16 protein-coding genes are annotated in these 20,915 nt (G+C 65.7%); 14 read left to right on the forward strand and 2 right to left on the reverse strand.

Annotated features, from left to right (window positions below):
* The first annotated feature begins 197 nt into the window (after positions 1 to 197).
* From MSM1_RS10620 to MSM1_RS10650, 7 genes are all read left to right on the forward strand, one after another.
* Positions 198 to 3,710, forward strand: coding sequence for a DNA-directed RNA polymerase subunit beta (locus MSM1_RS10620; RefSeq protein WP_213442026.1), 3,513 nt, complete (start codon positions 198 to 200; stop codon positions 3,708 to 3,710).
* 41 nt (positions 3,711 to 3,751) lie between these two features.
* Complete coding sequence (locus MSM1_RS10625) at positions 3,752 to 7,702, forward strand: DNA-directed RNA polymerase subunit beta' (RefSeq protein WP_213442028.1); 3,951 nt, start codon at positions 3,752 to 3,754, stop codon at positions 7,700 to 7,702.
* Between the two features lie 464 nt (positions 7,703 to 8,166).
* Positions 8,167 to 8,922, forward strand: a complete 756-nt coding sequence (locus tag MSM1_RS10630; RefSeq protein ID WP_213442030.1) for a deoxyribonuclease IV — start codon at positions 8,167 to 8,169, stop codon at positions 8,920 to 8,922.
* An 84-nt stretch (positions 8,923 to 9,006) separates the two neighbouring features.
* Positions 9,007 to 10,635 (forward strand): acyl-CoA dehydrogenase family protein, encoded by a 1,629-nt coding sequence (locus MSM1_RS10635; RefSeq protein ID WP_213442032.1) that lies wholly within the window; start codon positions 9,007 to 9,009, stop codon positions 10,633 to 10,635.
* Positions 10,632 to 11,570 (forward strand): crotonase/enoyl-CoA hydratase family protein, encoded by a 939-nt coding sequence (locus tag MSM1_RS10640; RefSeq protein WP_213442035.1) that lies wholly within the window; start codon positions 10,632 to 10,634, stop codon positions 11,568 to 11,570. Before MSM1_RS10635 ends, MSM1_RS10640 begins: the two co-directional genes overlap by 4 nt.
* Before the next feature lie 14 nt (positions 11,571 to 11,584).
* Positions 11,585 to 12,307, forward strand: a complete 723-nt coding sequence (locus MSM1_RS10645) for a PaaX family transcriptional regulator C-terminal domain-containing protein (RefSeq protein ID WP_213442843.1) — start codon at positions 11,585 to 11,587, stop codon at positions 12,305 to 12,307.
* Complete coding sequence (locus MSM1_RS10650) at positions 12,304 to 13,089, forward strand: crotonase/enoyl-CoA hydratase family protein (RefSeq protein WP_213442037.1); 786 nt, start codon at positions 12,304 to 12,306, stop codon at positions 13,087 to 13,089. Before MSM1_RS10645 ends, MSM1_RS10650 begins: the two co-directional genes overlap by 4 nt.
* Here MSM1_RS10650 and MSM1_RS10655 read toward each other — a convergent pair.
* Complete coding sequence (locus tag MSM1_RS10655; RefSeq protein WP_213442845.1) at positions 13,076 to 13,528, reverse strand: DUF3060 domain-containing protein; 453 nt, start codon at positions 13,526 to 13,528, stop codon at positions 13,076 to 13,078. The two genes, MSM1_RS10650 and MSM1_RS10655, sit on opposite strands and share 14 nt — an antisense overlap.
* Before the next feature lie 491 nt (positions 13,529 to 14,019).
* On the opposite strand from MSM1_RS10655, the gene rpsL reads away from it, so the two are divergent.
* From rpsL to tuf, 4 genes are all read left to right on the forward strand, one after another.
* Positions 14,020 to 14,394, forward strand: a complete 375-nt coding sequence (gene rpsL, locus MSM1_RS10660; protein WP_003879423.1) for a 30S ribosomal protein S12 — start codon at positions 14,020 to 14,022, stop codon at positions 14,392 to 14,394.
* Entirely contained in the window at positions 14,394 to 14,864 is a 471-nt protein-coding gene (gene rpsG / locus MSM1_RS10665; protein WP_213442039.1) for a 30S ribosomal protein S7, read from the forward strand. The genes rpsL and rpsG overlap by 1 nt, the downstream gene beginning before the upstream one ends.
* A 110-nt stretch (positions 14,865 to 14,974) precedes the next feature.
* Entirely contained in the window at positions 14,975 to 17,080 is a 2,106-nt protein-coding gene (gene fusA / locus MSM1_RS10670) for an elongation factor G (protein WP_213442042.1), read from the forward strand.
* Between the two features lie 132 nt (positions 17,081 to 17,212).
* Positions 17,213 to 18,403: an elongation factor Tu gene (gene tuf / locus MSM1_RS10675; RefSeq protein WP_213442044.1), complete on the forward strand. Its 1,191-nt coding sequence runs from the start codon at positions 17,213 to 17,215 to the stop codon at positions 18,401 to 18,403.
* Positions 18,404 to 18,569: 166 nt separating this feature from the next.
* On the opposite strand, the gene mftR is transcribed toward tuf, so the two are convergent.
* Positions 18,570 to 19,166: a mycofactocin system transcriptional regulator gene (mftR, locus tag MSM1_RS10680; protein WP_213442847.1), complete on the reverse strand. Its 597-nt coding sequence runs from the start codon at positions 19,164 to 19,166 to the stop codon at positions 18,570 to 18,572.
* Positions 19,167 to 19,262: 96 nt separating this feature from the next.
* Here mftR and mftA point away from each other — a divergent pair, with 96 nt between their 5' ends.
* From mftA to mftC, 3 genes are read left to right on the forward strand one after another with little or no spacing between them, the layout of a single operon-like run.
* Positions 19,263 to 19,370, forward strand: coding sequence for a mycofactocin precursor MftA (gene mftA, locus MSM1_RS10685; protein WP_213442851.1), 108 nt, complete (start codon positions 19,263 to 19,265; stop codon positions 19,368 to 19,370).
* A complete protein-coding gene (gene mftB / locus MSM1_RS10690; RefSeq protein ID WP_307857356.1) occupies positions 19,355 to 19,681 on the forward strand; it encodes a mycofactocin biosynthesis chaperone MftB in 327 nt (108 codons plus the stop codon). The genes mftA and mftB overlap by 16 nt, the downstream gene beginning before the upstream one ends.
* Positions 19,678 to 20,853: a mycofactocin radical SAM maturase gene (gene mftC, locus MSM1_RS10695; protein ID WP_213442046.1), complete on the forward strand. Its 1,176-nt coding sequence runs from the start codon at positions 19,678 to 19,680 to the stop codon at positions 20,851 to 20,853. The genes mftB and mftC overlap by 4 nt, the downstream gene beginning before the upstream one ends.
* Positions 20,854 to 20,915: the final 62 nt, after the last annotated feature.

The raw sequence follows: 20,915 nt of genomic DNA on the forward strand, positions 1-20,915 counted from the left end.
TGGCTACCTCTTGCCCACCTCACCCGCCACTTGACATCGTGGATTTCTACTGAGCCCCCTTTCGCGGCTCAGCGATCTGGTCGCGTGCGTGAGGCCCGGACAGATCGTTCGCCAGCCGAACCGACACAATTATCGCGGTGAAGTGGTCCGGCTGCCGTCGGATCCGTTAGCCGCACGAGGTGCTGGAAGGATGCATCTTGGCAGTTTCCCGCCAGAGCAAGACAACTCCCCCAGGTACTGGCCAAAGTCCTCAAATTTCCTCGAGCAATTCCGTCCCCGGAGCACCTAACCGAATTTCCTTCGCGAAGTTCCGCGAACCGCTGGAAGTTCCGGGGCTACTGGACGTGCAGATCGATTCGTTCGAGTGGCTGATCGGCGCGCCGCGCTGGCGTGAGGCGGCGATCGCCCGCGGTGAGGCCAACCCGCTCAGTGGCCTAGAAGAAGTCCTCTACGAGCTCTCGCCCATCGAGGACTTCTCCGGATCGATGTCGCTGTCGTTTTCCGATCCGCGCTTCGACGAGGTCAAAGCACCCGTCGACGAGTGCAAAGACAAGGACATGACGTACGCGGCCCCGCTGTTCGTCACCGCCGAGTTCATCAACAACAACACCGGTGAGATCAAGAGCCAAACGGTGTTCATGGGTGACTTCCCGATGATGACCGAGAAGGGCACGTTCATCATCAACGGGACCGAGCGGGTGGTCGTCAGCCAGTTGGTGCGCTCGCCGGGCGTGTACTTCGACGAGACCATCGACAAGTCCACCGAGCAGACCCTGCATTCGGTCAAGGTGATCCCCAGCCGCGGCGCCTGGCTGGAGTTCGACGTCGACAAGCGCGACACCGTGGGGGTACGCATCGACCGCAAGCGCCGCCAGCCGGTTACCGTGCTGCTCAAAGCGCTCGGATGGACCCGTGAGCAGATCATCGAGCGGTTCGGCTTCTCCGAGATCATGCGCTCGACGCTGGAGAGGGACAACACCGCCGGCGCCGATGAGGCGCTGCTGGACATCTACCGCAAATTGCGCCCCGGTGAGCCGCCGACCAAGGAATCGGCGCAGTCCCTGCTGGAGAACCTGTTCTTCAAGGAGAAGCGCTATGACCTGGCCCGGGTCGGCCGCTACAAGGTCAACAAAAAACTGGGCCTGAGCATCCCGCTGTCGACATTGACGCTGACCGAAGAGGACGTGGTCGCCACCATCGAATATCTGGTGCGCCTGCACGAAGGACACGCCACGATGACCGTGCCCGGCGGTGTGGAGGTGCCGGTGGAAACCGACGACATCGACCACTTCGGCAACCGTCGGCTGCGCACGGTCGGCGAGCTGATCCAGAACCAGATCCGGGTCGGCATGTCGCGGATGGAGCGGGTCGTCCGGGAGCGGATGACCACCCAGGATGTGGAAGCGATCACGCCGCAGACCTTGATCAACATCCGCCCGGTGGTCGCCGCCATCAAAGAATTCTTCGGCACCAGCCAGCTGTCGCAGTTCATGGACCAGAACAACCCGCTGTCGGGCCTGACGCACAAGCGGCGGCTCTCGGCGCTGGGGCCCGGCGGGCTGTCCCGGGAGCGTGCCGGGCTGGAGGTCCGCGACGTGCACCCCAGCCACTATGGGCGGATGTGCCCGGTCGAAACCCCGGAGGGGCCGAACATCGGTCTGATCGGCTCGTTGTCGGTGTACGCGCGGGTCAACCCGTTCGGGTTCATCGAAACGCCGTACCGCAAGGTGGTCGACGGCGTGGTCACCGACGAGATCGTGTACCTGACCGCCGACGAGGAAGACCGCCACGTCGTGGCGCAGGCCAACTCGCCGATCGACGCCCAGGGACGGTTCACCGAGCCACGGGTCCTGGTGCGCCGCAAGGGCGGCGAGGTCGAGTACGTGGCCTCGTCGGAGGTCGACTACATGGACGTCTCGCCGCGCCAGATGGTCTCGGTGGCCACCGCGATGATCCCGTTCCTGGAGCATGACGACGCCAACCGCGCGCTGATGGGGGCGAACATGCAGCGCCAGGCGGTTCCGCTAGTGCGCAGCGAGGCGCCGCTGGTGGGCACGGGAATGGAGCTGCGCGCCGCGATCGATGCCGGCGATGTGGTGGTCGCCGAGAAGGGCGGCGTCATCGAGGAGGTGTCGGGTGACTACCTCACGGTGATGGCCGACGACGGCACCCGCCAGACCTACCGGCTGCGCAAGTTCGCCCGCTCCAACGCCGGCACCTGCGCCAACCAGCGTCCCATCGTCGATGCGGGTGATCGGGTGGAGGCGGGACAAGTGATCGCCGACGGCCCGTGCACCGACCACGGCGAGATGGCCCTGGGCAGAAATCTGCTGGTGGCGATCATGCCGTGGGAGGGCCACAACTACGAGGACGCGATTATCATCTCCAACCGTCTGGTCGAGGAGGACATTCTTACCTCGATTCACATCGAGGAGCACGAGATCGACGCCCGCGACACCAAGCTGGGCGCCGAGGAGATCACCCGCGACATCCCCAACGTCTCCGATGAGGTGCTGGCCGACCTCGACGAGCGCGGCATTGTGCGCATCGGCGCCGAGGTGCGCGACGGCGACATCCTGGTCGGCAAGGTCACCCCGAAAGGGGAGACCGAGCTGACCCCCGAGGAGCGGCTGTTGCGGGCTATCTTCGGGGAAAAGGCCCGCGAGGTTCGAGACACCTCGCTGAAAGTGCCACACGGCGAGTCCGGCAAGGTCATCGGCATCCGGGTGTTCTCCCGCGAGGACGACGACGAGCTGCCGGCGGGGGTCAACGAACTGGTCCGCGTCTATGTCGCGCAGAAACGCAAGATCTCCGACGGTGACAAGCTCGCCGGCCGGCACGGGAACAAGGGTGTGATCGGCAAGATCCTGCCCGTCGAGGACATGCCGTTCCTGGCGGACGGAACCCCGGTGGACATCATCCTCAACACCCATGGCGTGCCGCGACGGATGAACATCGGCCAGATCCTGGAAACCCATCTGGGCTGGTGCGCCCACAGTGGCTGGAAGGTCGACACGTCCGCGGGCGTGCCGGACTGGGCGCAGCGGCTGCCCGAGGAACTGCTGGAGGCCGAGCCGAACACGATCGTGGCGACACCGGTGTTCGACGGTGCCCGGGAGGAGGAGCTGCAGGGGCTGTTGTCGGCCACGCGGCCCAACCGCGACGGCGACGTGCTGGTCGACGGTGACGGCAAGGCGATCCTGTTCGACGGGCGGTCCGGTGAGCCGTTCCCGTACCCGGTGACGGTCGGCTACATGTACATCATGAAGCTGCACCACCTGGTGGACGACAAGATCCACGCCCGATCCACCGGTCCGTACTCGATGATCACCCAGCAGCCGCTGGGCGGTAAGGCGCAGTTCGGTGGCCAGCGGTTCGGCGAGATGGAATGCTGGGCCATGCAGGCCTACGGCGCGGCATACACGCTGCAGGAGCTGCTGACCATCAAGTCCGACGACACCGTCGGGCGGGTCAAAGTGTACGAGGCCATCGTCAAAGGCGAGAACATTCCCGAGCCGGGTATTCCGGAGTCGTTCAAGGTGCTGCTCAAAGAGCTGCAATCGCTGTGCCTCAACGTCGAGGTGCTGGCAAAAGACGGCGCGGCCATCGAGCTGCGCGAAGGCGAAGACGAAGATCTGGAGCGCGCTGCGGCGAACCTGGGAATCAACTTGTCCCGCAACGAGTCCGCCTCTGCCGAGGATCTCGCTTAGTACTTAATCGTCACTAGTCCCGCAAGGGGAAAGGGAGTTACGTGCTCGACGTCAACTTCTTCGATGAGCTCCGCATCGGCCTGGCCACCGCCGACGACATCCGGAGATGGTCGTACGGCGAGGTCAAAAAGCCGGAGACCATCAACTATCGCACCCTAAAGCCGGAAAAGGACGGCCTGTTCTGCGAGAAGATCTTCGGGCCGACACGCGACTGGGAGTGCTACTGCGGCAAGTACAAGCGGGTGCGGTTCAAGGGCATCATCTGTGAGCGCTGCGGTGTCGAGGTGACCCGCGCCAAGGTGCGACGGGAGCGGATGGGCCACATCGAGCTGGCCGCGCCGGTCACCCACATCTGGTATTTCAAGGGTGTGCCGAGCCGGCTGGGCTACCTGCTAGATCTGGCTCCGAAGGATCTCGAGAAGATCATCTACTTCGCGGCGTACGTGATCACCGAGGTTGACGAGGAGCTGCGGCACAACGAGCTCTCGACGCTCGAGGCCGAGATGGCCGTGGAGCGCAAGGCCATCGAGGATCAGCGCGACGCCGAGCTGGAGGCGCGCGCGCAGAAGCTGGAGGCCGACCTGGCCGAGCTGGAGGCCGAGGGCGCCAAGGCCGACGTGCGGCGCAAGGTGCGTGACGGCGGGGAGCGGGAGATGCGCCAGATCCGCGACCGCGCGCAGCGTGAGCTGGACCGGCTGGAGGAGATCTGGAACACCTTCATCAAGCTGGCCCCCAAGCAGCTGATCGTCGACGAGAATCTCTACCGCGAGCTGGTCGACCGCTACGGCGAGTACTTCACCGGCTCCATGGGAGCGGAGGCGATCCAAAAGCTCATTCAGAACTTCGACATCGACGCCGAGGCCGAGGCGCTGCGCGAGATCATCCGAAACGGCAAGGGGCAAAAGAAGATCCGTGCCCTGAAGCGGTTGAAGGTGGTGGCGGCATTTCAGCAGTCGGGGAACTCCCCGCTGGGGATGGTGCTCGACGCGGTGCCGGTGATCCCGCCGGAGCTGCGCCCGATGGTGCAGCTCGACGGCGGCCGGTTCGCCACCAGCGACCTCAACGACCTCTACCGGCGCGTGATCAACCGCAACAACCGGCTCAAGAGGCTGATCGACCTTGGCGCGCCCGAGATCATCGTCAACAACGAGAAGCGCATGCTGCAGGAGTCGGTGGATGCGCTGTTCGACAACGGCCGCCGCGGCCGTCCGGTCACCGGGCCGGGCAACCGGCCGCTGAAGTCGCTTTCCGATCTGCTCAAAGGCAAGCAGGGGCGGTTCCGCCAGAACCTGCTCGGTAAGCGTGTCGACTACTCGGGGCGTTCGGTCATCGTGGTGGGCCCGCAACTCAAGTTGCACCAGTGCGGTTTGCCCAAGCTGATGGCGCTGGAGCTGTTCAAGCCGTTCGTGATGAAGCGGCTGGTCGACCTCAACCACGCGCAGAACATCAAGAGCGCCAAGCGAATGGTGGAGCGCCAGCGTCCGCAGGTATGGGACGTGCTCGAAGAGGTCATCGCCGAGCATCCGGTGCTACTGAATCGCGCCCCCACCCTGCACCGGCTGGGTATCCAGGCGTTTGAGCCAATGCTGGTGGAAGGCAAGGCGATCCAGCTGCACCCGCTGGTGTGCGAGGCGTTCAACGCCGACTTCGACGGCGATCAGATGGCGGTGCATTTGCCGCTATCCGCCGAGGCGCAGGCCGAGGCCCGAATATTGATGTTGTCCTCCAACAACATCTTGTCCCCGGCATCGGGGCGTCCGCTGGCGATGCCGCGGCTGGACATGGTGACCGGGCTGTACTACCTGACCACCGAAGTTCCCGGCGACGTCGGTGAATACCGGCCAGCCACCAAGGACTCACCGGAGCGCGGTGTCTACAGCTCCCCGGCGGAGGCCATCATGGCGATGGACCGTGGCGCGTTGAGCGTGCGGGCCAGGATCAAGGTGCGGCTTTCTCAGCAGCGCCCGCCGGCCGAGATCGAGGCCGAGCTGTTTGGCGAAAATGGCTGGCGCCCCGGCGATGCCTGGATGGCCGAGACCACGCTGGGCCGGGTGATGTTCAACGAGTTGCTGCCGGTGGGGTACCCATTCGTCAACGAGCAGATGCACAAAAAAGCGCAGGCGACCATCATCAACGACCTGGCCGAGCGTTATCCCATGATCGTGGTCGCGCAAACGGTGGACAAGCTCAAGGACGCCGGTTTTTACTGGGCCACCCGTTCGGGTGTCACCGTGTCGATGGCCGATGTGCTGGTGGTGCCCGGCAAGCAGCAGATCCTCGACGCCTACGAGGAACGGGCCGACAAGGTCGAAAAGCAGTTCCAGCGCGGCGCTTTGAACCGCGACGAACGTAACGAGGCGCTGGTGGAGATCTGGAAGGAGGCCACCGACGAGGTCGGCCAGCGGCTGCGGGAGCGGTACCCCGACGACAACCCGATCATCATGATCGTCGAGTCGGGAGCTACCGGGAACTTCACCCAGACCCGCACCCTGGCGGGGATGAAGGGTCTGGTGACCAACCCCAAGGGCGAATTCATCCCGCGGCCGATCAAGTCCTCGTTCCGCGAGGGCCTGACGGTGCTGGAGTACTTCATCAACAGCCACGGCGCGCGGAAGGGTTTGGCGGACACCGCATTACGGACCGCGGACTCGGGTTATCTGACCCGGCGTCTGGTGGACGTGAGCCAAGACGTCATCGTCCGCGAGGGTGATTGCGGCACCGAGCGCGGCATTGTCGTCGCGTTGGCCGAACGCCAGCCCGACGGCACGTTGGTTCGCGATCCCTACCTCGAAACCTCGGCGTACGCCCGCACGCTGGGCGCCGACGTGCTCGACAAGGACGGCAACGTCATCGTCGCGCGCGGCCAGGACCTCGGCGACCCGGAGATCGAGGCGCTGCTGGCGGCGGGCATCACCGAGGTGAAGGTGCGCTCGGTGTTGACGTGCGCCACCAGCATGGGCGTCTGCGCCACCTGCTACGGGCGGTCCATGGCCACCGGCAAGCTGGTTGACATCGGCGAGGCCGTCGGGATCGTGGCCGCGCAGTCCATCGGTGAGCCGGGCACCCAGCTGACCATGCGGACCTTCCACCAGGGTGGTGTCGGCGAGGACATCGTCAGTGGTTTGCCGCGGGTGCAGGAGCTGTTCGAGGCCCGGGTGCCGCGGGGCAGGGCGCCGATCGCGGAGGTCAGCGGGCGGGTCCGGATCGAGGAGGGCGACAAGTTCTACAAGATCACGATCGTGCCCGACGACGGGGGCGAGGAAGTGGTCTACGACAAGCTCTCCAAGCGCCAACGGCTGCGGGTGTTCAAGCATGAGGACGGCACCGAACGAGTGCTGGCCGACGGCGACCACATCGAGGTGGGCCAGCAGTTGATGGAAGGCTCCGCCGACCCACACGAGGTGTTGCGGGTGCAGGGCCCCCGTGAGGTGCAGATCCACCTGGTGCGAGAAGTCCAGGACGTCTACCGCGCCCAGGGGGTGTCGATCCACGACAAGCACATCGAGGTGATCGTCCGCCAGATGCTGCGCCGGGTGACCATCATCGACTCCGGCTCGACGGAGTTTCTGCCCGGCTCGCTGATCGATCGGGCGGAGTTCGAAGCCGAGAACCGTCGGGTGGTGGCTGAAGGTGGCGAGCCCGCCGCCGGTCGCCCCGTGCTGATGGGTATCACGAAGGCGTCGCTGGCCACCGACTCGTGGCTGTCGGCGGCGTCGTTCCAGGAGACCACCCGCGTGCTGACCGACGCGGCGATCAACCGCCGCAGCGACCGGCTCACTGGTCTGAAGGAGAACGTGATCATCGGCAAGCTGATCCCGGCCGGCACCGGCATTTCCCGCTACCGCAACATCCAGGTGCAGCCCACCGAGGAGGCGCGGGCGGCGGCGTACACGATACCGTCCTACGAGGATCAGTACTATAGCCCGGGCTTTGGCCAGGGCACCGGTGCGGCGGTTCCGCTGGACGACTACGGCTACAACGACTACCGCTAACTACCGCGAGCAGACGCAAACGCCCCGCGCACCCGGCGTGTCGGGGGCGTTTGCGTCCGCTGGGCGCGCCGTTATCCACAGCCGGTGCCGCGGTGGCTAGCCGATACCGGGTGGCGCGCCCATGCTTCGCGTGTGCCTGCTGATGGGCCGGTGACCACCGCCGAGCTGCCGACGGTGATCTCTCGCAAGCGTCTGGCCAGGCTCGTGAAGGCGGTCGGCGCTTGTGCTCCAGGGGAATTGCACGCCGCAATCCGCGAACAAAAGGGGCCGCCGCGGCATCGCAAGGTCCGAGAACTGGTCGGCTACGCCGACGGTCGCGCGGAGTCGCCAATGGAGAGCGAGGCGCGCCCACCTGTCGCGGCCTCGCCTGACGGGCGGAGCAGGCACAAAAGCCCCAGTTCCACCCCCGAATTGGGGACTTTTGCGACTGCTCGCCGAACGGGTGACCCACTACACTGGCCGACGTGCTCATCGGTTCGCATGTCAGCCCGCGGGATCCGCTCGCCGCGGCGCAGGCCGAGGGCGCCGACGTCGTGCAGATCTTTCTGGGTAACCCGCAGAGTTGGAAAAAACCCAAGCGCCGCGACGACGCCGCCCGGTTGCGGGAATCCTCGGTGTCGGTATATGTGCACGCCCCCTATCTGATCAACCTCGCGTCGGCCAACAATCGCGTGCGGATCCCGTCCCGCAAGATGCTCCAGGACACCTGCGACGCCGCGGCGGACATAGCGGCCACCGCGGTGATTGTGCACGGTGGTCATGCTGACGACGACGACATCCGGGCGGGCTGTGAGCGCTGGCGGAAGGCGATGGAGCGGCTCGACACCGACGTTCCGGTGTATCTGGAGAACACCGCGGGCGGCGACCATGCAATGGCCCGCCACTTCGACACCATCGCCCGGCTCTGGGACCACATCGGCGACACCGGCATCGGCTTTTGCCTGGACACCTGCCATGCCTGGGCGGCGGGCGAGCCGCTGGCCGACGCGGTCGATCGCATCAGGGCGATCACCGGCCGCGTCGACCTGGTGCACTGCAATGACTCACGGGATGCGGCGGGCTCGGGCGCAGACCGCCACGCCAACATCGGTGTCGGGCGGATCGACCCGCAGCTGCTGGTCGCGGTCGTCAAAGCGGCGGCCGCACCCGTCATCTGCGAGACCCCCGACGAGGGTCGCAGAGACGACATCGCCTTCCTGCGCTCACACCTCGCCGGATAACCAGCTGTGGGGGTTCTTCGCCGCCCACCCCCGTTAAGCGTTACGTATCTTGTGCAACTGTCGGAAAAATGTAATAGTTCACGTATGCCCGATACCCATGTCGTCGCCAACCAGGTTCCGCCCCTGGAGAACCACAACCCCGCCTCCTCGCCGGTGCTTGTGGAGGCCGTGGTCCGCGAGGGTGGGCAATGGGGCCTGGACGAACTGACCGAGTTGGGCACGGTCGCCGCCTCCGGGCAGGCTCGGCGATGGGGCGAGCTTGCCGACCGCAACCGGCCCATTTTGCGCACCCATGACCGCTACGGGCATCGTATCGACGAGGTGGAATACGACCCGGCGTATCACGAGCTGATGCGCACCGCCATCGCCCACGGCCTGCACGCCGCACCCTGGGCCGATGGGCGCCCGGGCGCGCACGTGGTGCGGGCCGCGAAAACCTCGGTGTGGAACGTCGAGCCCGGTCACATGTGCCCGATTTCGATGACCTATGCGGTGGTGCCGGCACTGCGGCACAACCGGGAGCTGGCGAGGGTGTACGAGCCGCTGCTGACGAGCCGCAGCTACGACCCGGAGCTGGTGGTGCCGACGACAAAGGCCGGTATCACCGCGGGCATGTCGATGACTGAGAAACAGGGGGGCTCCGACGTGCGTGCCAACACCACCCGGGCAACCCGCAACGCCGACGGCAGCTATTCGCTCACCGGGCACAAGTGGTTCACCTCGGCGCCGATGTGTGACATCTTCCTGGTGCTCGCGCAGGCCCCGGGCGGGCTGTCGTGCTTCTTTCTGCCCCGGGTGCTGCCCGACGGCACCCGCAACCGGATGTTTTTGCAGCGCCTGAAGGACAAACTGGGCAATCACGCCAACGCCTCGGCCGAGGTCGAGTATGACGGCGCCACCGCGTGGCTGGTCGGGGAGGAGGGCCGCGGTGTGCCGACCATCATCGAGATGGTCAACCTGACGCGGCTGGACTGCACCCTGGCCAGTGCGACCAGCATGCGCACCGGCCTGGCCCAGGCCATCCATCACGCCCAACATCGAAAAGCGTTCGGCGCCTATCTAATCGACCAACCGTTGATGCGCAATGTGCTGGCTGACCTGGCGGTGGAGGCCGAGGCGGCCACTATCGTGGCGATGCGGATGGCCGGAGCCACCGACAACGCCGTCCGCGGCGACGACACGGAGGCGCTGCTGCGCCGTATCGGGCTGGCCGCGAGCAAATACTGGGTGTGCAAACGCGCGACGCCGCATGCCGCGGAGGCGTTGGAATGCCTGGGCGGCAACGGCTATGTCGAAGACTCCGGGATGCCACGGCTGTACCGGGAGGCGCCACTGATGGGCATCTGGGAGGGCTCAGGTAACATTAGCGCGCTGGACACGTTGCGCGCCATGGCAACTCGCCCCGAATGCGTCGAGGTGCTGTTCGCTGAGCTGGCCCTTAGCGCCGGGCAGGATCTCCGGCTGGACGCCCACGTCACGCAGCTTAAGGGCCAACTCGGTGACACGGATACCATCGCCTATCGCGCCCGCAGGGTTGCCGAGGACATCTGCCTGGCGCTGCAGGGGGCGCTGCTGGTGCGCCATGGGCATCCCGCCGTGGCCGAGGCGTTTTTAGCCACCCGGCTCGGCGGGCAGTGGGGCGGCGCGTTCGGCACCCTGCCCACCGGGCTGGATCTCGAACCCATCCTCGAGCGGGCTCTGGTGAAAGGGTGACCCACGCGATCAGGCCGGTTGACTTCGACAACCTCAAGACGATGACCTATGAGGTCACCGACCGGGTTGCGCGGATCACGTTTAACCGGCCGGAGACGGGCAACGCCATCGTCGCCGATACGCCGCTGGAGCTGTCGGCGCTGGTCGAACGCGCCGATCTGGACCCCAAGGTGCACGTCATCCTGGTGTCCGGGCGCGGCGACGGATTCTGCGCGGGTTTCGACTTGTCCGCCTACGCCGAGGGGTCGTCACCCGCCGGCGGCGGAGATGCATACCGGGGCACCGTGCTCGAGGGCAAGACCCAGGCGATTAACCACCTGCCGAATCAGCCGTGGGATCCGATGATCGACTACCAGATGATGAGCCGCTTCGTCCGCGGCTTTTCGGCCCTGATGCACGCCGACAAGCCGACGGTGGTCAAGATCCACGGCTACTGCGTGGCCGGCGGCACCGATATCGCATTGCACGCCGATCAGGTGATCGCCGCCGCCGACGCCAAGATCGGCTACCCGCCAACGCGGGTGTGGGGGGTGCCGGCCGCGGGCCTGTGGGCGCACCGGCTGGGCGACCAGCGCGCTAAGCGCCTGCTGCTGACCGGGGATTGCATCACCGGCGCGCAAGCCGCTAAGTGGGGGCTGGCGGTGGAGGCACCAGATCCCGACGACCTCGACGAGCGCACCGAGCGCCTGGTGGCCCGCATCGCCGCGGTTCCGGTGAACCAGCTGATTATGGTCAAGCTCGCACTGAACACCGCCTTGCTGCAGCAGGGCGTGGCGACCAGCAGGGTGATCGGCACGGTGTTCGACGGGCTCGCCCGGCACACTCCCGAAGGGCATGCCTTCGTTGCCGATGCGGTCAAGAACGGGTTCCGGGAAGCGGTGCGTCATCGCGACGAACCATTCGGCGACTACGGCCGTCAAGCCTCCGGGGTCTAGGCATGCCGACAACGTTGGCGCGCATGACGGCGCGATCGGTAGTGCTGTCGGTGTTGCTAGGCGCCCACCCAGCTTGGGCGAGTGCCAGCGAATTAATAAGGCTCACCGCAGATTTCGGCATCAAGGAGACGACTCTGCGGGTCGCGCTGACCAGGATGGTCGGCGCCGGCGACCTGATCCGCTCGGCCGATGGCTACCAGCTCTCCGACCGGCTGCTGGCCCGCCAGCGCCGCCAGGATGAGGTGATCAACATGCGGGTGCGGCCCTGGCGCGGAGACTGGACCACACTGATCATCACCAGCGTGGGCCATGACGCGCGCACCCGTGCGATGCTGCGGACGACTTTGCGCGGCAAGCGTTTCGGTGAATTACGCGAAGGGGTGTGGATGCGCCCGAACAATCTCGACCTCGACCTGGACACCGACATCCGGGCGCGGATGCGCATCTTGCAGGCCCGCGACCGCGCGCCGGCAGCGCTGGCCGCGCAACTGTGGGACCTGGTGGCGTGGCGCCGAAACGGGTGCCGGCTGCTCGACGAGATGGCCGCCGCCGCTGACATCCCCGGGCGTTTCGTGGTGGCGGCGGGCATGGTCCGCCACCTGTTGACCGACCCGATGCTGCCGGCGGAACTGCTGCCCGCCGACTGGCCGGGCGCGCAGCTGCGCGCCGCCTACCACGACTTCGCCGCCGAATTGGCGAAACGGCGCGATGGCACCCAACTGGTGGAGGTGAGATGACCGATGTGGTGCGGGTAGAGCGCCGTGGTCCGGTCACCACGGTGATCCTCAACCGGCCCGAGGTGCGAAACGCGGTCAACGGCCCCACGGCGGCCGCACTGTACGCGGCGTTCGAGCAATTCGACCGTGACGACACCGCCTCGGTGGCGGTGCTATGGGGTGAGGGCGGAACCTTTTGCGCCGGCGCAGATTTGAAGGCCTTCGGCACAGCAGAGGCTAACGCCGTGCATCGCACGGGCCCGGGTCCGATGGGGCCGACGCGGATGATGCTGTCCAAACCGGTGATCGCCGCGGTCAGTGGTTACGCGGTCGCCGGAGGCCTGGAGCTGGCGTTGTGGTGTGATCTGCGGATAGCCGAGGAAGATGCCGTGTTCGGGGTGTTCTGTCGGCGCTGGGGCGTGCCGCTCATCGACGGCGGCACCGTCCGGCTGCCGCGGCTGATCGGGCACAGTCGGGCGATGGACATGATCCTGACCGGGCGTGCCGTCGCGGCTGGGGAAGCGTTGGCGATCGGTTTGGCCAACCGTGTCGTGCCCAAAGGGCAGGCCCGCCAGGCCGCCGAGGAGCTGGCAACCCAGTTGGCGTCGCTGCCGCAGCAGTGCCTGCGATCGGATCGGCTGTCGGCGCTGCGGCAGTGGGGACAGACCGAAGCCGAGGCGCTTGACGTCGAATTCGCCAGCATCTCCCGGGTCGCCGCCGAAGCCATGGAAGGCGCGAGCCGATTTTCGGCCGGCGCGGGCCGCCACGGCGCGCCGGATCGACCCGAGATCAGCTCCCGTTGATCGTGTTGCCCGAGCCGAGGTTGTCGACCTTCGGTGCGCCGGCCTTATAGGTGACGGTGTTATTGATCCCGGTGACCGTCAGCTGCTTGTCGACTTTGTCAATCGTGATCTTGTTGTCCATCCCGGCGATGGTGACCGACGAGCAGGTGCCCTTGACCGTGAGGGTGTTGTTGCCGCCGCCCACGTTCAGCGATTTGCCGTCGGCACAGTCAAGCTCGGCGGTCGTGCCCACCGACCCGTAGTTGAGCATGTTGCCCACCTCGAACTGCGCGACCGTGCTTGCCGTGCTCGTGGTCGAAGGCGCGGGGTTGTTGTGCTTGCCGCCGCAACCGGTCGGCCCGAGAACCACCGGTGTCAGCGCAAGTGTCAGGATCAGCGCCCCGGTCACCCAACTCGGGGAGCCGCCGCTGGCGGGCGCACGCAGTGTTTTTCGATTCATCGGGGTTCCTATGGGCTTTTCCTGGGCTTTTTCCTGGGGGGTTTCTGGTTTTTTTCTGGGGTTGGCATCCGCCCGAGAGCCGATGCGCATCGGCCGGGCCACGAGCCGCCTTCGCCCGGTCATGCGCCGCCCCGCGCCCGCCCGGCCTGGGCCTCGCGGGCGCGGGCCGCGGCGGGCGCCTCCCGTCGTTACGCTACCGGGTGGCGCCGGACCGCGGCGTGGTCGCTTTGACCCGCTCGACCAGCGACGGGTATTGTGGTAGCTCGTGCCTGGCGGCCTAAGGCGCTCGGTTAAGGCAGATGCGCCCGCCGGGTCAATTCGCGTGTCCTTGCTGCACCGGGGATGACCCCGGGCACGCGCATGCGACACACGTGGCCGCGGGGCAGCGCAACTGGGTATAACTGCAGGACAGACACGTAAAACCGGGCAAACGCCACAACAGCGACACCAGGAAGCAACACAGGAAGAACGCGACCACAGGAAGCCGGTAGATGCCAACCATTCAGCAGCTGGTCCGCAAGGGGCGCCGCGACAAGATCGGCAAGGTCAAGACCGCGGCTCTCAAGGGCAGCCCGCAGCGCCGTGGGGTGTGCACTCGGGTGTACACCACCACGCCGAAGAAGCCGAATTCGGCGCTTCGCAAAGTCGCGCGCGTGAAGCTGACCAGCCAGGTTGAGGTCACGGCCTACATCCCAGGTGAGGGTCACAACCTGCAAGAGCACTCGATGGTGCTGGTGCGTGGCGGACGGGTGAAGGACTTGCCCGGTGTGCGGTACAAAATCATCCGCGGCTCGCTGGACACCCAGGGCGTCAAGAATCGCAAGCAGGCTCGTAGCCGCTACGGGGCCAAGAAGGAGAAGAGCTAATGCCGCGCAAGGGGCCGGCCCCCAAGCGGCCATTGGTCAACGATCCGGTCTACGGATCCCAGCTGGTCACCCAGCTGGTGAACAAAGTCCTGCTGCGCGGGAAGAAATCGCTCGCCGAGCGCATTGTTTATGGTGCGCTCGAACAGGCCCGCGAAAAGACTGGTACCGATCCGGTGATCACGCTTAAGCGCGCGCTGGACAATGTCAGGCCCGCACTGGAAGTGCGAAGCCGGCGTGTCGGGGGCGCGACCTATCAGGTGCCCGTCGAGGTACGCCCGGACCGCTCCACCACACTGGCGTTGCGCTGGCTGGTCAGCTATTCGCGCCAGCGTCGGGAGAAGACCATGGTCGAGCGTCTGGCAAACGAAATCCTCGATGCCAGCAACGGCCTCGGGGCCTCCGTCAAGCGGCGCGAGGACACCCACAAGATGGCCGAGGCGAACCGCGCCTTTGCGCATTATCGCTGGTGAGAATCGCCAGCATTGGAGCCGCTTGGCGGCGATTGTTCGGCAGCGTGGCCGAAGGCGAAAGAAGAGCGAACGACAGTTAATCGGGTAAGCGAAAGAGTGGGAAGGCTTCTGTGGCACAGAAGGACGTGCTGACCGACCTGAGCAAGGTCCGCAATTTCGGCATCATGGCGCACATCGATGCCGGTAAGACGACGACCACCGAACGGATCCTCTACTACACCGGCATCACCTACAAGATCGGTGAGGTGCACGACGGCGCCGCCACCATGGACTGGATGGAGCAGGAACAGGAGCGCGGTATCACCATCACCTCCGCGGCCACCACGACGTTCTGGAAGGGCCACCAGCTCAACATCATCGACACCCCCGGACACGTCGATTTCACCGTCGAGGTGGAGCGCAACCTGCGGGTGCTTGACGGCGCGGTCGCGGTTTTTGACGGCAAAGAGGGCGTTGAGCCGCAGTCCGAGCAGGTGTGGCGGCAGGCCGACCGCTACCACGTGCCGCGGATCTGCTTTGTCAACAAGATGGACAAGGTCGGGGCCGACTTCTACTACTCGGTCAAGACGATGGAGGAGCGCCTCGGCGCCCGCGCGGTGCCCATTCAGCTGCCGATCGGATCCGAAAGCGAGTTCGAAGGCGTCATCGACCTGGTCGAGATGAACGCCAAGGTCTGGCGCGGCGAAACCAAACTCGGCGAGCGCTACGACGTCATCGACATTCCGGCCGAGCTGGCCGAGACGGCCGAGGAATACCGCGGCAAGCTGCTGGAAATCGTCGCCGAGTCCGACGAGCACCTGCTGGAGAAATACGTCGGCGGGGAAGAGATCACGGTCGACGAGATCAAGGCCGCGATCCGCAGGCTCACCATTGCCATCGAGATCACCCCGGTGCTGTGCGGCAGCGCGTTCAAGAACAAAGGGGTGCAGCCGATGCTGGACGCGGTCGTCGACTACCTGCCCTCCCCGCTGGACCTGCCGCCCGCGATCGGGCACGCGCCCGGCCACGAGGACATCGAGGTCGTGCGGCACGCGACAACCGAAGAGCCGTTCGCGGCACTGGCGTTCAAGATCGCTACCCACCCGTTTTTCGGCAAGCTGACCTATATCCGCGTCTACTCGGGCAGGGTGGACTCCGGTAGCCAGGTGATCAACGCGACCAAGGGCAAAAAGGAGCGGCTGGGCAAGCTGTTCCAGATGCACTCCAACAAAGAAAACCCGGTCGAGTACGCCTCGGCGGGCCACATTTACGCGGTGATCGGCCTCAAGGACACCACCACCGGTGACACGCTTTGCGACCCGAACAATCAGATCGTGCTCGAGTCGATGACATTCCCCGCCCCGGTCATCGAGGTGGCCATCGAGCCGAAGACCAAGAGTGACCAGGAGAAGCTTTCCGGAGCGATCCAGAAGCTCGCCGAGGAAGACCCGACCTTCAAGGTGCACCAAGACCCCGAGACCGGCCAAACCGTGATCGGCGGCATGGGTGAGCTGCACCTGGACATCTTGGTGGACCGCATGCGCCGCGAGTTCAAGGTCGAGGCCAACGTCGGCAAGCCGCAGGTGGCGTACAAGGAGACCATCCGCCGCAAGGTGGAGCACGTCGAGTACGTCCACAAGAAACAGACCGGAGGCTCGGGCCAGTATGCGAAGGTCATCATCAGCGTCGAACCGTTCACCGGCGAAGACGGCGCAACCTACGAGTTTGAGAACAAGGTCACCGGTGGGCATATCCCACGCGAGTTCATCCCGGCGGTGGACGCTGGCGCGCAGGACGCCATGCAGTACGGTGTGCTGGCCGGCTATCCCCTGGTGAACCTGAAAGTCACCCTGGAAGACGGCGGGTACCACGAGGTCGACTCCTCCGAGATGGCCTTTAAGATCGCGGGCTCGCAGGCCCTGAAAAAAGCTGTGGCGCAAGCTCAGCCGGTGATCCTCGAGCCGATCATGGCTGTCGAGGTCATTACACCGGAGGAGTACATGGGCGATGTGATCGGCGACCTGAACTCCCGCCGGGGTCAGATCCAGGCCATGGAGGAGCGCGGGGGGGCGCGTGTGGTGAGGGCGCTTGTGCCGCTGTCGGAGATGTTCGGCTACGTCGGTGACTTGCGGTCCAAGACGCAGGGCCGGGCGAACTACTCCATGCTGTTCGACTCTTACGCGGAAGTCCCGGCGCAGATTTCCAGGGAAATCATCGCGAAGGCGACCGGTGAGTGAGTAAGGAGCCGGGCACCGTCCCCGGGCGCTGGAGAGTAGCCTTTCCCGGTTACTGTAGTGCAGCGGGCGCCGCACAACGGAAACATCAACACTGCTTTAACCAAGCACCAACAAGTCCAGGAGGACACCAAAGTGGCGAAGGCGAAGTTTCAGCGCACGAAGCCGCACGTTAACATCGGGACCATCGGTCACATCGACCACGGCAAGACGACGCTGACCGCGGCCATCACCAAGGTTCTGCACGACAAATTCCCCGATGTGAACGAGGTCAAGGCGTTCGAGCAGATCGACAACGCACCCGAGGAGCGCCAGCGCGGTATCACCATCAACATCGCGCATGTGGAGTACCAGACCGAGAAGCGGCACTACGCGCACGTCGACGCCCCCGGCCACGCCGACTACATCAAGAACATGATCACCGGCGCCGCCCAGATGGATGGCGCGATCCTGGTGGTCGCGGCCAACGACGGCCCGATGCCGCAGACCCGCGAGCACGTGCTGCTGGCGCGTCAAGTTGGTGTCCCCTACATTTTGGTCGCGCTGAACAAGGCCGACATGGTCGAGGACGAGGAGCTGCTCGAGCTTGTCGAGATGGAAGTGCGGGAACTGCTCGCCGCCCAGGAGTTCGACGAGGAGGCCCCGGTGGTGCGGGTCTCCGCACTCAAGGCGCTCGAGGGCGACCCGAAGTGGGTGGCAAGTATCGAAGAGCTGATGCAAGCGGTTGACGAGTCGATTCCCGACCCGGTCCGGGAGACCGACAAGCCGTTCCTGATGCCCGTCGAAGACGTCTTTACGATCACCGGCCGTGGCACCGTGGTCACCGGCCGCATCGAGCGCGGCGTGATCAACGTCAACGAGGAAGTCGAAATCGTCGGCATCCGTCCGTCCACGATGAAGACCACCGTCACCGGGGTGGAGATGTTTCGCAAGCTGCTTGACCAGGGGCAGGCCGGCGACAACGTCGGGCTGCTGCTGCGCGGTGTGAAGCGCGAGGAGGTGGAGCGCGGCCAGGTGGTTACCAAGCCCGGCACAACCACGCCGCACACCGAGTTCGAGGGGCAGGTCTACATCCTCTCGAAGGACGAGGGCGGGCGGCATACGCCGTTTTTCACCAATTACCGTCCGCAGTTTTATTTCCGCACCACCGACGTGACCGGTGTGGTGACGCTGCCGGAGGGCACCGAGATGGTGATGCCTGGTGACAACACTAATATCAAGGTCAAGCTGATCCAGCCGGTCGCGATGGAGGAGGGTTTGCGCTTCGCCATTCGCGAAGGCGGCCGCACCGTGGGCGCGGGCCGGGTCACCAAGATCATCAAGTAATCCGGCTCCAAAACGAGCGGACGACGCGGCGCTCATCTACCAGGTGGGCGCCGCTTCGCGTCGCGGGCTAACCTGAAGCAAACCCGCGGCGATGTGAGGGCACGCCATGGTGTGGCGCTATGTGACATCGCAGATGTTCGTTCTGCAATCAGATCCTTGCTCGCACTTAGCGGTCCAGCGTGTCGATTCCGTCGCGAATGAGGTCGAACGCCTCGCCGAGTGCCTCGAGCAACGAGACGGATTCGTCCTCCAGCCAATGCTCGTAGGCCGCCAGCGCGCTTCCAAGCATTGTCCACGCGATGGTCTGCGGTATCAGGTCCGTGGCCTTGATACCCAGGCGGCGGGCTACGAACCCCGCGATCACCCCGCGCCACCCGGCATACATCGTCATCGAATAGGCTTGCAGCTCTGCGGTCTGCAGGATGACCCGCATGCGCTGTCGATGCCGGACGGTCTCCGATTCGTCAAAAGTATTGAACGCCAACAACGCTGCGCGCAACGCCGCGCCCAGCGGAACCTGCGGATCGACCAGGTCGAGCAGATTCCGCAAGCGCTGCAGGTGCGCGTCGAAATCCCCCCAGGGAATGGCATATTTGGACGGGTAGTAGCGGAACAACGTACGCCGCCCGATCTCGGCGGCCTTCGCGATGTCGTCGACGCTGACCTGATCAAACCCGTGCGCAGCGAACAAGCCGATGGCGGCGTCGGCGATGTGGTGCGGTGTCGTCAAGCGGCGTCGGCCCGCCCGGGACTCAGGCAGCATGACCCGCCCTTCCATTTCTGCACTCGATGCCATATTCTGACGACGATTCTGACCGCGTCGACCGCACCGTGTCGACCCTTGAGGAAAGGCATCTTTATGCACCGGCAGGCCGACCCCGAGCACCAGACCGACGCCGACGCCCAGCTTGTCACCGAGACGCTGGTCGAGGAGGTGTCCATCGACGGGATGTGCGGGGTCTACTGACCGTGCCCGGGCACGCGTCGTCGCTGGGCGGGTTCGACCCCGATCGGGGGTGGCGGTTGCATCCGCAGGTGGCGTTGCGGCCGGAACCGTTTGGCGCCCTGCTATATCACTTCGGCACCCGCAAGCTGTCGTTTCTGAAAGATCGCATCATCGTCGCGGTGGTGCGATCGCTGGCCGACCATCCCGACGCCAGGTCCGCGTGCCGCGCCGCCGGGGTCGATGACCGCCGGCAGGGGCCGTACCTGCACGCGCTGGGCGTGCTGGCCGACTCGACGATGGTGGTGCCCCAGAACCCCGGGGATCAGTCATGACATCAGCCGCGCCGCGCCTTGTCGATCAGTTCGAGCACGGGCTAGACGCGCCCATTTGCCTGACCTGGGAGCTGACATACGCATGCAATCTGGCGTGCGTGCACTGCTTGTCGTCTTCGGGCAAACGCGATCCGCGTGAGCTCTCCACCGCGCAGTGCCAGGCCGTCATCGATGAGCTGGAACGCATGCAGGTGTTCTACGTGAACATCGGTGGCGGAGAACCCACTGTGCGGCCGGACTTTTGGGAGCTGGTGGACTATGCGACCGCGCACCACGTCGGGGTGAAGTTCTCCACCAACGGGCTTCGGATCACCCCGGTGGTGGCGGCGCGGTTGGCCGCCAGCGACTACGTGGACGTTCAGGTCTCGCTCGACGGCGCGACCGCCGAGGTCAACGACGCGATCCGCGGGGCGGGGTCGTTCGCCATGGCGACGCGCGCGCTGGAGAACCTCGCGGCGGCGGGCTTTTCCGACGCCAAGATCTCCGTGGTCGCGACCCGCCACAACATCGATCAGCTCGACGACTTCGCGGCACTGGCGACTCGTTACGGCGCGACGCTGCGCATCACCCGGCTGCGACCGTCGGGACGCGGGGCAGATGTCTGGGACGAGTTGCACCCGACCGCCGAGCAGCAGGTTCAGCTCTACGATTGGCTGGTCGCCAAGGGTGAGCGGGTGCTCACCGGTGATTCGTTCTTTCATCTCTCGGGGCTCGGTGCGCCGGGGGCGCTGGCCGGGCTGAACATGTGCGGAGCCGGACGGGTGGTGTGCCTGATCGACCCGGTGGGCGACGTGTACGCCTGTCCGTTCGCCATCCACGAGCGGTTTCTCGCGGGAAACGTGCTGACGGACGGCGGCTTTGACAGCGTGTGGAAGAACGCTCCGCTGTTTCGCGAGCTGCGTGCGCCTCAGTCCGCGGGCGCTTGCGGCAGCTGCGGGCATTACGACAGCTGCCGCGGCGGGTGCATGGCGGCGAAATTCTTCACCGGTTTGCCTGTGGACGGCCCGGACCCCGAATGCGTGCAGGGCTACGCCGCGGCGGCGCTGGCCCACCAGCGCGTCAAGCCGCGCCCGGGCAGCGATCACTCCCATGCAGGGCGGGCCGGCGGGCCGGTGCCGCTGAGGCTGTCGCCGCGCCCGCCCGCACGCCTTTGCAGCGAAAGCCCCGTCTAACCCGGCCCGAGACACCCGCCGCCGGCGGCACAGCCCGGCCGAATCTGATACGCAGGTGGCGG

This window comes from Mycobacterium sp. SM1 (genome assembly GCF_018361265.1).
Classification (GTDB): domain Bacteria; phylum Actinomycetota; class Actinomycetes; order Mycobacteriales; family Mycobacteriaceae; genus Mycobacterium.

What these genes read in the sequence shown, in the direction of transcription:
- rpsL (WP_003879423.1), top strand. Translation starts at nt 14,020, where the DNA reads ATGCCAACCATTCAGCAGCTGGTCCGCAAGGGGCGCCGCGACAAGATC.
- MSM1_RS10650 (WP_213442037.1), top strand. Translation starts at nt 12,304, where the DNA reads ATGACCGATGTGGTGCGGGTAGAGCGCCGTGGTCCGGTCACCACGGTG.
- MSM1_RS10655 (WP_213442845.1), bottom strand. Translation starts at nt 13,528, where the DNA reads ATGAATCGAAAAACACTGCGTGCGCCCGCCAGCGGCGGCTCCCCGAGT.
- MSM1_RS10635 (WP_213442032.1), top strand. Translation starts at nt 9,007, where the DNA reads ATGCCCGATACCCATGTCGTCGCCAACCAGGTTCCGCCCCTGGAGAAC.
- rpsG (WP_213442039.1), top strand. Translation starts at nt 14,394, where the DNA reads ATGCCGCGCAAGGGGCCGGCCCCCAAGCGGCCATTGGTCAACGATCCG.
- mftA (WP_213442851.1), top strand. Translation starts at nt 19,263, where the DNA reads ATGCACCGGCAGGCCGACCCCGAGCACCAGACCGACGCCGACGCCCAG.
- mftR (WP_213442847.1), bottom strand. Translation starts at nt 19,166, where the DNA reads ATGCTGCCTGAGTCCCGGGCGGGCCGACGCCGCTTGACGACACCGCAC.
- mftC (WP_213442046.1), top strand. Translation starts at nt 19,678, where the DNA reads ATGACATCAGCCGCGCCGCGCCTTGTCGATCAGTTCGAGCACGGGCTA.